The organism is Thiomicrospira sp. (assembly GCF_036568485.1).
Classification (GTDB): Bacteria; Pseudomonadota; Gammaproteobacteria; order Thiomicrospirales; family Thiomicrospiraceae; genus Thiomicrospira.
Genome location: NZ_DATCSL010000051.1, coordinates 1 through 11,147, shown reverse-complemented (window position 1 = coordinate 11,147; position 11,147 = coordinate 1). Strand labels below are relative to the sequence as shown.

General features: G+C 42.3%; 11 protein-coding genes and 1 pseudogene. 6 read left to right on the top strand and 6 right to left on the bottom strand.

The features are described 5' to 3' along the window. Window positions 1–48: 48 nt before the first annotated feature. From VIM91_RS05435 to VIM91_RS05410, 6 genes and pseudogenes are all read right to left on the bottom strand, one after another. Window positions 49–309, bottom strand: a pseudogene (locus tag VIM91_RS05435) (transposase); the annotation flags it as partial. 83 nt (window positions 310–392) lie between these two features. Beyond that, window positions 393–1,196 (bottom strand): hypothetical protein, encoded by an 804-nt coding sequence (locus VIM91_RS05430; RefSeq protein WP_331863802.1) that lies wholly within the window; start codon window positions 1,194–1,196, stop codon window positions 393–395. Between the two features lie 641 nt (window positions 1,197–1,837). Beyond that, window positions 1,838–2,905: a TniQ family protein gene (locus VIM91_RS05425; protein ID WP_331863801.1), complete on the bottom strand. Its 1,068-nt coding sequence runs from the start codon at window positions 2,903–2,905 to the stop codon at window positions 1,838–1,840. Between the two features lie 9 nt (window positions 2,906–2,914). Next, complete coding sequence (locus tag VIM91_RS05420; protein ID WP_331863800.1) at window positions 2,915–3,826, bottom strand: TniB family NTP-binding protein; 912 nt, start codon at window positions 3,824–3,826, stop codon at window positions 2,915–2,917. 14 nt (window positions 3,827–3,840) lie between these two features. Next, window positions 3,841–5,730 (bottom strand): Mu transposase C-terminal domain-containing protein, encoded by a 1,890-nt coding sequence (locus VIM91_RS05415; RefSeq protein WP_331863799.1) that lies wholly within the window; start codon window positions 5,728–5,730, stop codon window positions 3,841–3,843. After that, window positions 5,717–6,433, bottom strand: a complete 717-nt coding sequence (locus tag VIM91_RS05410) for a TnsA endonuclease N-terminal domain-containing protein (protein ID WP_331863798.1) — start codon at window positions 6,431–6,433, stop codon at window positions 5,717–5,719. Before VIM91_RS05410 ends, VIM91_RS05415 begins: the two co-directional genes overlap by 14 nt. A 70-nt stretch (window positions 6,434–6,503) precedes the next feature. On the opposite strand from VIM91_RS05410, the gene VIM91_RS05405 reads away from it, so the two are divergent. From VIM91_RS05405 to VIM91_RS05380, 6 genes are all read left to right on the top strand, one after another. Continuing rightward, a complete protein-coding gene (locus VIM91_RS05405; RefSeq protein WP_331863797.1) occupies window positions 6,504–7,259 on the top strand; it encodes an ATP-binding protein in 756 nt (251 codons plus the stop codon). Between the two features lie 29 nt (window positions 7,260–7,288). Next, window positions 7,289–7,954 (top strand): sulfite exporter TauE/SafE family protein, encoded by a 666-nt coding sequence (locus tag VIM91_RS05400; RefSeq protein WP_331863803.1) that lies wholly within the window; start codon window positions 7,289–7,291, stop codon window positions 7,952–7,954. A 12-nt stretch (window positions 7,955–7,966) separates the two neighbouring features. After that, the gene (locus tag VIM91_RS05395; protein ID WP_331863796.1) at window positions 7,967–8,467 is read left to right on the top strand and encodes an RNase A-like domain-containing protein; all 501 of its coding nucleotides are present in this window, start codon (window positions 7,967–7,969) and stop codon (window positions 8,465–8,467) included. A gap of 2 nt (window positions 8,468–8,469) precedes the next feature. Next, window positions 8,470–8,754: a hypothetical protein gene (locus tag VIM91_RS05390; RefSeq protein WP_331863795.1), complete on the top strand. Its 285-nt coding sequence runs from the start codon at window positions 8,470–8,472 to the stop codon at window positions 8,752–8,754. Next, window positions 8,751–8,945 carry a hypothetical protein gene (locus VIM91_RS05385; RefSeq protein WP_331863794.1) on the top strand — a complete coding sequence of 65 codons (195 nt, stop codon included), beginning with the start codon at window positions 8,751–8,753 and terminating at the stop codon, window positions 8,943–8,945. Before VIM91_RS05390 ends, VIM91_RS05385 begins: the two co-directional genes overlap by 4 nt. A gap of 148 nt (window positions 8,946–9,093) precedes the next feature. Beyond that, a partial coding sequence (locus VIM91_RS05380) for a HAMP domain-containing methyl-accepting chemotaxis protein (RefSeq protein ID WP_331863793.1) occupies window positions 9,094–11,147 on the top strand: 2,054 nt, incomplete at its 3' end.

The following is an 11,147-nucleotide window of genomic DNA, read 5'->3' as shown; positions in this document are numbered from 1 at the left end:
AATTGACTAGGGTTTTGGCACACTCTTTTTTGTCTGCTGTCACCAACCCTTTTTTGCGAATAATTCCTTCATCGCATGGTTTTCAAGGCTGACATCGGCAAACAGCTTTTTTAGCTTGGCATTTTCTTCTTCAAGCTCTTTAATGCGCTTAATATCCGACGCTTCCATGCCAGAGTATTTGGACTTCCACTTGTAGTAAGTCGCGCTGCTGATACCATGCTTGCGGCAGATTTCTTCAACTTTTAGTCCCGCATCCGATTCTTTAAGAATGGCGATGATTTGGGTTTCGGTAAATCGTGATTTTTTCATATCGGTCTCCTGCGTTAATGATCGCAGAAAACTCTATTTATCGCTGTCTCATTTTAGGGGAAGTGGACAGCTGCGTCAGCCGGCTACGCATTTTTATTTTTTGTATTGGGTAGCATGAACGTATCCTTAAAAAGCTTAACTTCAATCCACTCACCTTTATCTTGACCAAGTTTTTGCCGTAATCTAAAAAGTTCGTCGGGCAGTTTAACCCGGTGATAATAAGCAAGTGCATACTCAATGTAGTCTTCTTTGGAAAAGGAATCAGCACGTAACAGCGAGATAAACTTTTGCTTACTTCTTTCAGTAGATTCCTTAGGTATCTCCAGTTTTAACTCGTATACAACCTCGTCATTAAGACTCGGTATTGTAAGGTTGTGATGTTTGCGCAAATGACTGATGAAACTCCATAGAGAAGCTTTCTGACCTGCATGCAACCAAAGATACTGGCGCACGAGCTCAATATCAAAATCTTTTTTATTCAACTGGGAACCTAGTTCGAGAATGTTGACTGCTGTACCAAATGAAAGGCGTGCTGTATGTTCTGTATTTTTGCTCATTTCTAGACGGCTCATCACAAGAGAGTGATAGCTTTCCATATATTTAAATAACGGGCTTTTAACAGATATCCGATTGAAAGCGCGATCAATACAGTCCAGATTTCCTATCTCTAACTTTCTAGTGTGATCAAGAGGGATGAGTTCTGTTTCATCTAAAAAGTAAGTAACCGTTAAATGCTTTCTTGTCTTAGCTACGGTTAATTGGCTCGCATACTCGTCATAACTTGGAAGGCTGTTGTGTTTCTCAAACCACTGGCTTAGAAAAACGAAGATATCAAAGCTAGAAATAACCTTTCTTGATGCAATGCCAGAGTCACGCGTTTTTTCCATCCATAGTCCGTAGTCGTTATAGATTTTCGCAATCTCCGGGTGCAACGCTTTTGATGATAAATTGAGTCGCTTTATTAAGCTCTTGTTGCAACTACACGAGCTACAAGTATTTTTCAAAAAGCCGCCAGGCAGTATCTTTCGACAAACATTGCAGGCTTTATCTGGTTTAGTCGAACAGGGTTTGCAAAAAGGTTTCTTATCAAGGGTGTAGAAAAACGGTGGCCGAGTAAAGTGGCAATGCGAGCATTTAACCCCGATTTTTTTATTGAGGCACTTGTCGCAAATGGGCTCATTTATATTGTAGGGTAATCTGCGCGATACACTCCTAGTTGTCGCGCCACAACAACTACATTTCGGAGCTGACCGAAAATGAATAGAGCACGAATTACATACAGGCCCATTGTCGGTGATCTTTCCGATACTATATTTTTGTTTGCCACATCGGATACAGGGCTTTCCCCTTGTCTCACAGGCTTTACAAACCGCAATTGAGTCATATTTATAAATGCGTTTAATTTCGCCACAAACAGAGCACTCACGCTTTTTGAATAAATAGGCATAACATGTGCCGCAGTACTTCTTATTTCGATGTACTCGATGGTAAGTGCTAGCTTCTCTACCGCAAAGGCCACATTCTGACATCACAAATACCTTTGTAGGTCCTTCCACATTTTTAGAACATCTGATTTCGACCTAGGTTTGATTATCCTTGCTGTATTAATCCTAGGGGATGAAGAGTTGTGCTCGTTGGTGGTTAGTTGACGGGAAATAAGTTTTAAAGTGTTGTTGGTAAGTGGTCTTTTACGAAAGAAGGTGTTTTGTGTAACACCAGTTTCAATAAATAACTCGATAAGCTCATCAATTTCTAGCTTCATTAAGCTGTTTAAACTTATGAATAAAGAGCTAGTTGACTCAGGTGATAGTTGTTCAATACCGTGGCCACTTAATCTAGTATCCATGCAAATGGGGATACCTAATTCTTCCCTAAATTTTTTGATTGTGTCTGTGCGCCTTGAAGCATATTGAAAAAGCCCCAATATGAGATGAACCGTTTCAAACAGTTCAGCTGGAGTTTTAGTACTCCAGGGCAAGGAATCAACTTTATTAATCGCATGAGAAAGGATTTCTTGAGCGGATAAAGCCTCACCTGAAGCCTGAATTGTATTTGCCTTTCTTAAATCAAACTGACACCTTGGACAAATGCAAATATCCGTTTGATCCTGAGATGCTTTATGGGGGCTGATAGGTAATCCACATTTTGGGCATTGATTAATGAGTAGCAGCTTATGCTTAGGGCAGGAATGATTCCAAGCTAAACGCCAAGACTTCCGAAAATAAGGCGTGCCATCTTTCAAACACTCCGGACAAAATCTCATCCCGACGCTGCGATCTCGGTTACGTGAACCTTGTGGAATAACCCATAGCCAGTTAGTATTGGGGTGAAGTTTCCGGGTAGTGAGTTGTTGAATCGTTGGGGAGAGAGTCGCATTTTGTAACAGTTCAAGGTTAAAAGGACCAAATGAGATACGTTGAAGTTTTTCGTCATCACAGTGCCTGTCAAAATCGGCGACCCAGGCTCTCCACTTCCCCCAAAAGTACCATGTCCAAGTCATCGGATCAGAGCCATTTTCAAGCGAGGTTCTAATTAACCATGAGCTAAGTAGTTCATCTTCTTTGAGCGGTAAGACAATCGGCCAGAGGTGCTTCATTATTCTTATCTAGTTGAACTGTAATTGTCTTGAATAACTTGTACGAGTTGGCTTTACCCAAGAAAATTGTTGAATAACACTTGTTGTGATTTCTTCAATTTCATGTTCAATTGCATAAGTCGCACATTCGATTAGCATTCTGTGCAAGTCCCCCGTATTTCCCTGAGAAATGTTATGTAGTAAAACAGTTTTCTCTTTTTCATGAAGGTTAGATGCTTTTCGTAAAGGGAGTCGTTTCTCAAAAGCTAATAGTAACCCCCGAAAGTTTTTATCCAAATCCCATCGCGGGATCGTCAAAGTGTCAAACCGGCTTGCAATTTGTGGGTCAGCATTGATAAGCACAGTGGCGTCGTGAATACCAACGGCAATAATAGAAATCATTAATTCATTTCCGAGATTCTTTAATATTCCAAGGGTCTTTAAGCGTTTTTTGGCGGTAAGAGTTAGTAAGTTGTGAAACTCATCAATGATCAGCATTCGAACATTGCATTCACGCATCAAAGATATAACTTGATTTTTTAACCGGAGAGGTGTGTGTTCAGGGTTAAATGGTGTCCAAAATTGTTCGAGTATCGAAACATATAGTGCTTTTTCCGACTCAAGAACAGGAGCATCAATTACAACAAGAGGAATATTTGTTCTCGATACAGAGTCTTCATCTTCCTCTATGTAGCTGGGGTGGAGACTTGAGTAATACTTAATCAGAGAGGTCTTTCCGATATTCGGTTCTCCGATTAACAATAAATTCCGCATTCGTGGCTTTTTCGGAGATCTTAGTAGTTGGTTAAGAATCTGAACTACTTGGGTTGAACGATTATGGTTGATCCATAAAGGATTGTTCATGAAGTCAATTCGTTCCTGCTTTCCTTTAAGAATTACTTCGTGAACGCTCTCGTGAAGGTGAGTGTAATTTTCAGTCATCTAATGCACCCGTATTAATCAAAGATTGGAATATCATCATCCCAAAGTTCATCATTTGACTCGGGTTGCTGAGGAGTTATGGGTAACCTTGCCGTTTTACTTAAAGGTGCGGTTTGTTCTTTGTTCATTTTTAACTTCGCATGTTTGCGTCGGGCGCTTCTGGTCTTTTTCACAGATGCTTCTACAATCGCCATCATTTCACGATGACTGTTAATAAGCTGTTCTTCAGAGAATGTAAAGCCAAACTCTTTAATCCGTTTTTTAGCTTCTTCAAGTTCCCAAAGACTCATGTGTGGGATAGATGGGTTGGCTAGTGGGATTTTGAAATATTGCTTATGCCAGGGTTCATAAAACCATATCTGGCGAATGTCACGAGGATCTATGCGAAATATAAAACGCTGTTTTTTATTGGTTTCTGGGTCAACTTTATGAATAAACGGCCTTAGAACTTGTTCGTAATAATTTAGTCCATTAATGTTGACGCCATTACTCTGAACTGTACGACGTTCGATAGGTAAAAAATCTCTGTAAACAGTTTCTGGATCTGAGGGTTTTGGCGGCAACCCAATTCCATTAGAATGCAGTGAACCAAAGATACCTTCATGCCATTTATCTTCGGGCGATACGCCTAGGCTAGAGTGTTTCTTTTTATGGTAAAACTTAGTGATATAGATTACTAGCCAGCGTTCAAACTCGTCAAAAGTTAAAGTGGCTTTGCCGTCTGAGTCATATTCAGCCCGCTCTTCTATATTTGAAAAAGTCGTTCCTGGTAAGTTGTGAACCTTTTTCATTAAGGTTTTCATCAGGCTTTCAACATGACCACCATAATTGGGTTTGCCAACAGGACGAAAATCAATATTTATGTCATACGCTAGACAAGACTGGCTAAGCGTATCGGAACGAAATTCACCAGCATTATCTAGATGGAGAAACTCAGGTACTCCCCAGACTGGCCAGCTTGAATCAACCTGAAACTGGATTAAAAGATTATCTTTAGGGTTGATCATTTGTGCGACGCACATTGCCACAGAGGTGGTGCTAGGTGCATATAGTGAAAGATGGTAGCCTACAATCATTCGACTGTAACAATCGATCGCCAAAGTAACATACGGGCGACCAATAGGAAGACGGTGTTCATCGTCACTTACCAATATTAAATCTACAGGTGTGTGGTCAATTTGAATGACTTGCAAGGGAAAGTCTGCTTCATACTTTCCGGGAGTAGGTTCAAACTTCGTTCTAGCTTTGCTTCTCTCATTGCGATATTTAAGTCTTTTTTCCTCTGAAACTTGTGAGATACGGTTACGAATAGTGTTGTCGGATGGTGTCGCTAATTTTTGTTCTTTGCATCGATCCTTAATCACCAAAATCGTATCGCTAACAGATGGCTTTTGAGAGGAGAGGTAAAAGTTATTAATGACATCATGCATAATTGATTCAGCACGAGATTCAATCTTTAAGATGCCTTGAGCTGGTCCACGTTTTTTGGGAAGTAATCCTGTTAGTGTTCCGGTTGCCTGGTAGTTTTTCAGCCAGCGATAAAGAGTTGTAAAATGTATTCCAATTGCTTCAGCATGTTGTTCAATTTCTTTACGGTTAGAGCCATTTAGAAGAGGTTGAATGCTGATGAAACGTTTTTCAATTTCTTTCCATTCATCGTCAGAGAAGTCACTCATATCACGTAGGGACTGATATTCATCCGTATCAAGGGTTTCAATGTGCTTCAGATTTCTAATAAACAATCGTTCTGCACGACCCGTTTTTAAATTGATCCCGACGACATCCTCAAAACTTATGATTTGAGTGATTTTATAAGCTTCATTAAAGTTCTCAACAAAGTCGTTTGGGCGAAAAGTAATACGTCTTCGGTCAGCATAGCTGCCTGTTGTTTCAAAATCTGGCATTGAAAACACCTTCTTCATAAGTTTCATCAATCTTTAACCAAACGACAGTTTGTAAATTAAGCGGTAGAGTCAAGTCGCAACCAATTTTCTTATTCCAAACTAATTGCCAGATTTGACCAAGTGCAATTGATCGCTGCTCTTCTGTTATGTATAAGAAGCAAAGTAAGTGGTCAATTCTTGTGTGTCCAACGTTGTGCAGATGCTCTATGATCCGATTCTCCTCATCGCTTGAATAACGGTAACGTTTGTAGCGTGAAATCATTTGAAGATTTTTAAGCTTTGGTGTTCGTATTTTTGACTCTGAAAATATTTTAAAAACCATGTCATTGGCTTTGGCAAAGCGCATGCCTGTTTTGAATTTAGGCCTTAATTCGTCAATTCTCTTTTCAAGAATATTATCGGGTTTAACTTCTATGAGTAGGGATTTTCGGTAAGTGTCGTAGGAACAAGAGGTAAGTGATGCTTTAAATTCAACTAAGAAGTCGGGTGTGTAGGTAACTAAGCGGCCATTTTGATTTTCATATTCAATAGTAAATGGTTGTTCAATAACATCGATTACTGAGTCATCAAACTCAAGTAATGAGAGAAGGTCACGTTCAAGTTTTGATTCAAACGAAATGCTCTTTTCGCCTCTAAATGAATAGACACCTGATAAACTACCGTATGTGTAGCCAATTTTTCTGTTCTTGTGAGAAAATTTCAAATAACAACTCTCTTAATTGTAAGGTTGTAGCAAAAACTTTTAATAAAAAGTAAGGTTGTAGCAAAATCAAATGGTATTTGTAGCGTTATTTATTAGTAGACTGATTGGTAACTTATTGATCTTACAGAAAAGTGTAGCATTAACTTCTGGAAATGTCAGCGGTCAAAATCCAAAACCGGGCGCGTTATCGCTTGCTCACAATGGCTTGATTTTTTTCGATGAAATGCCCGAATTTAATCGTGATGTTTTAGAAGCCCTGCGCGAACCTTTAGAAACTAAGCAAGTTCATATTGCACGCGTTAAACAACACATCACCTTTCCATGCGACACTTTATTTATTGGTGCGTTCAACCCCAGCCCAAGCGGATTTTTTGCCGACGACCCAAGATGTAAAGACACGCCGGATCAAATCGCACGCTATCAACGCAAAATCTCCGGCCCAATTTTAGATCGTATCGATCTGCATCTGCAAGTACCCGCGGTCGAAGTCGATCAGCTGACCGCCGCACCAGACGAAAACGCCGAAACCAGCGCCCAAGTGCGTGAACGCGTCATCCGTGTCAGAAGGCGTCAAATTCAGCGCCAAGGTTGTTTAAATGCCGAACTTTCCGTATCGCAACTTGAGCAACAGGTTGCTTTAAGCGATGAGGCGCAAGCCTTTTTAAAACAAGGCATCGAGCGTTTAGGTTTGTCGGCGCGAAGTTACCACAAAATTTTGCGCATCGCTCGCACCTTAGCGGATATGGCCGCATCCGAATCGGTGGAAAACCAACATTTAGCCGAAGCCTTAGGCTATCGAAGCCTCGAACGTCAAGGGTTAGCCTAGTGTTTGAATCCTTATTTATCAGCGCGTTTATGGTTGGATTACTCGGCGGCGTACATTGTTTAGGTATGTGCGGCGGCGTGGTAGGCACTTTAACCTTCAGTCTGTCGCCCAAACATCAAGTTAGTCAGTGGCGTATGTTGCCTTATCAACTCGCCTATAATCTTGGCCGTATCAGCAGTTATGTGATCGCAGGCGCATTGATTGGCTTGTTCGCTGCGTCACTCACTAATCTCGTACCATTTTTACCTTTCCAGCAAGCCTTACAAGTGTTTGCTGGATTATTTATGATCGCGCTGGGTTTATATTTGGCCGGTTGGTGGCATGGTGTAATTGTGATTGAACGCCTCGGCGGCGCCTTATGGCAACGCTTGCAACCCTATACCCAAAAACTCACGCCAGTTAAAAGCCTGCCCCAGGCCTGGTTGTATGGTTTAGTGTGGGGTTGGTTACCGTGCGGGCTGGTTTATAGCGTGCTCATCATGGCGTTCAGCGCCGCATCTATGACTCAAGGGGCTTTGGTGATGCTGGCGTTTGGCCTCGGCACGCTGCCCAACTTAATGTTAATGGGCGTATTTGCGTTTTATTTCACCCGTCTGGCGCGCACGCTTTGGGTCAAACGTCTGGCCGGTTTATCGGTAATGTTAATGGGCGCTTGGCAAATTTATTTGGGTTTGAGTTTAACGATTGCAGCATAAAAAGGAAAACAAATGAAAGCTTGGTTATTAGTTAGTTTATTCAGTTTGTTATTAGTCGGTTGCGGTGAAAATCAGCCCAGCGAAAACGGCGGACCGGGCGATACACGTTTACCGATTCATGTCGTGTTGTCCGAGCATGAAGAACATGGTCATACCATCGCACGTCACGTCGCAAAAACCGATGCTTATTTAATTGAGCGTTTGCAAAAAAATAACAAACTCAACACCGTTTCAACCTTTAGCTCGCTGACCATGGCGGAAGCTTCGGTGAATGCAGTGCTTAATGTACAGCGCGCCGAAGTGGCTGATTGGTGGCATGGTGATTTATCCCGCCAAGCTTTTTTTGCCCGTGTACCGACGCATGGTTCTTATATGACACGCGCGATGTTGCAACAACAAGGTGCTCAGGTGCAAAGTCAGCCCGTACCACAACAAGCGGTGGTCAGAGTGGTGTTGGCGCGCAAAGCCGATGGCTTTTACGTGCTCACCGCGTTTCCGCAACCGGATAATTAAACATGGATTGGCAACAACAAGATGAGTTTTTACAACGCTGGCCTGGGTTACACAGCTTGCTCGCGGCCTATATTGCAATTGAAGAAGACAGCGAAGCATCCGCAGTTCAGGCGTTCAAACGCGAAAATCCGCGTCAAATCCAAGCGACACGACAAGCCCTAAACGAATTGCTCGAAACCAACCACCAGGCCTGGTGGTTATTGGCAGCGAATCTTGCATCGCAGCAACCGGCTGATCACCAGGCCTGGTTGCAAACCTTACTTAATCAGCTAGAGGAAACAACATGAGTTTGTTCGAAATGCTATTGATTGTGCCAGCGATTTTATTGGTTATCGCGCTCGGCATGGTGGGGTTGGCGTTTGTGCAATATACTCCCGCTGAGATTTTTCGAGCAGTTGGCTTATGGTTTAAAGCCAACGCGCTGGCGTTGGGTCTGTATGCCAGCGCATTAATCCTATTGGCGATTTTTCTAACCTAACCAGGCCTGGTTAGGCCAGTCATTTCCTACCTTTTTAAAATGTATAAAAAATATACATATAAGCACTTCTTTTTTGTATAGTTTGTGTATAATAATTTGCAGCTAGCCTCTTTTGGGTTGGTTTTTACTTAATTTTAGAGGTAAACCTATGAGTTGGTTTTTTAACTTATCTATCCGTATAAAGCTCTTAACCCTGGTGGGTGTAATGCTCCTTTTAATTGGACTTGTGGGTTTGCAAGCTTTAAAAGCCACCTCCGAAATTAATCAAAAAGCCGAACAAATGTATGAAGAAGAGCTCAAGGGTTTGAGCGATATGAAAGAGGCCTATATTAATTTGCTTTATCAAGGTCGCGCACAAAGTAATTATTTATTGGCGCAAGCCGATCCAAATATCGATCAAACACGATATCGTGAATCACTCGATCGTTATCAGCAAAAAGTAGATGAGTATGTAAAACGAGCTGAGCAGCGTTTTGATTCGGCCGAAGCGCTCGCCTTATTTAGCGAGCTTCACAAAACGCTCGAGTCCAATAAAGCATTTAACCAGCAATTAGTGAGCTTAGCGCAACAAGAACGCGCCAGTGGTGAGGTTGAACTGCAGGAGCGTCCAACCGTGAAGTTAGCTTTGGTCGACTCACGCGAAATGTTAGATGCCTTGGATGAAACCATGGATAAGCTCTCTCGAATCAAACAAGGCAACGCGGATGAATCCGCTGATTTATCCAAAGTGCTCTACGAGCAAACGTTTTTCATTATTGTCGCCTTATTGATCTTTGCGTTGGTATTTGGATTGGCTTTAGGATTATTAATTTCTGGACGCATTAGTCGTAATGTGTCGCGTATTGCCACCGGCATGAAAAAACTCAGTGAAGAACAAGATTTTGGTTACCGAGTCCCACGCACAGATGAAGATGAAACCGGTCAAATGGCAAAGGCGATTAATGGCTTACTTGGCTCGCTCGAAAAAAGCATTGATGAAGCCAATGAAACCATTTCGGCCTTATCGGTGGGTGATTTTTCAAAACGAATGAATGGTGAATATGCCGGTGATCTAAAAGCCATGAAGCAAGGCATTAACTTAAGTGCCGACAATATTTCAAAAGTGATGGAAGAGCTTGGGAATTTATTACAGTCCTTGCGTGATGGCCAATTTGATATTCAGATTGAGTCGAATGCACAAGGCGAATATCAAAAAATGCTCAATAATGCACAATCCGCCATGAGCGAAATGAATGCGGTGATTGGTAACATTGGCGATGTCATGGATCAAGTCGCACAAGGCGTCTTCACCCAACGTGTTGAAGTGGATGCGGCGGGTGAAATGAATGACTTAAAACAAGCCATTAACAAAACCGTCACCACGCTGGATGATGTCATAGATGACATTACCAAAGTCATGCAAGCCCAAGGTAAGGGTGATTTAACCCTTAAAGTTCAGACGGAATGTGCGGGTCAGTTGGATGAAATTAAACAATCCATTAACTCGACCGCTGAGAACTTGAGTCGAATTATTGCATCCGCTATTACCTCGGCCTCAGTCGTCGAAAATGCCGCCGATGAAGTATCACGTGGTTCGTTAGATTTAAGTCAACGAGTGCAAGAACAAGCGGCCGCACTTGAACAAACCTCGGCCACTATGGATGAGATGAATTCAGCGGTACAAAACAATACCGACAATGCACAACACGCGAATCGTTTAGCGCAAGATGTGCAAAGCAAAGCCAATAACGGCACGCAAGTGATGCAAGATACGATTAACGCGATGATGAATATTCAGCAATCAAGCCAAAAAATTGCCGAAATTGTCACCTTGATCGATGGGATTGCCTTTCAGACCAACCTATTGGCTTTGAATGCGGCGGTTGAAGCGGCGCGTGCGGGTGATCATGGTCGTGGTTTTGCGGTGGTGGCTGGCGAAGTGCGTGCCTTAGCGCAAAAATCCGCCGAAGCCGCTAAAGATATTAAATCTTTGATTGAAGATAGTGTGACTCGAATCAATGAAGGCACAGAGTTAGCGACCGAATCTGGCGAAGTATTAAACAGTATCAACCAAGCGATTGAACAGGTCACCGGTATGATTTCACAAATTGCAGAAGCCTCGGGTCAACAGGCTGAAGGGATTGAGCAGGTGCATCAGGCCATTAATGACATCGACCAAGTCACTCAGCAAAATGCGGCCTTAGTTGAAGAAACTTCAGCCGC

What these genes read in the sequence shown, in the direction of transcription:
- VIM91_RS05430 (WP_331863802.1), bottom strand. Translation starts at nt 1,196, where the DNA reads ATGGAAAAAACGCGTGACTCTGGCATTGCATCAAGAAAGGTTATTTCT.
- VIM91_RS05425 (WP_331863801.1), bottom strand. Translation starts at nt 2,905, where the DNA reads ATGAAGCACCTCTGGCCGATTGTCTTACCGCTCAAAGAAGATGAACTA.
- VIM91_RS05420 (WP_331863800.1), bottom strand. Translation starts at nt 3,826, where the DNA reads ATGACTGAAAATTACACTCACCTTCACGAGAGCGTTCACGAAGTAATT.
- VIM91_RS05415 (WP_331863799.1), bottom strand. Translation starts at nt 5,730, where the DNA reads ATGCCAGATTTTGAAACAACAGGCAGCTATGCTGACCGAAGACGTATT.
- VIM91_RS05405 (WP_331863797.1), top strand. Translation starts at nt 6,504, where the DNA reads ATGGTATTTGTAGCGTTATTTATTAGTAGACTGATTGGTAACTTATTG.
- VIM91_RS05400 (WP_331863803.1), top strand. Translation starts at nt 7,289, where the DNA reads ATGGTTGGATTACTCGGCGGCGTACATTGTTTAGGTATGTGCGGCGGC.
- VIM91_RS05395 (WP_331863796.1), top strand. Translation starts at nt 7,967, where the DNA reads ATGAAAGCTTGGTTATTAGTTAGTTTATTCAGTTTGTTATTAGTCGGT.
- VIM91_RS05390 (WP_331863795.1), top strand. Translation starts at nt 8,470, where the DNA reads ATGGATTGGCAACAACAAGATGAGTTTTTACAACGCTGGCCTGGGTTA.
- VIM91_RS05385 (WP_331863794.1), top strand. Translation starts at nt 8,751, where the DNA reads ATGAGTTTGTTCGAAATGCTATTGATTGTGCCAGCGATTTTATTGGTT.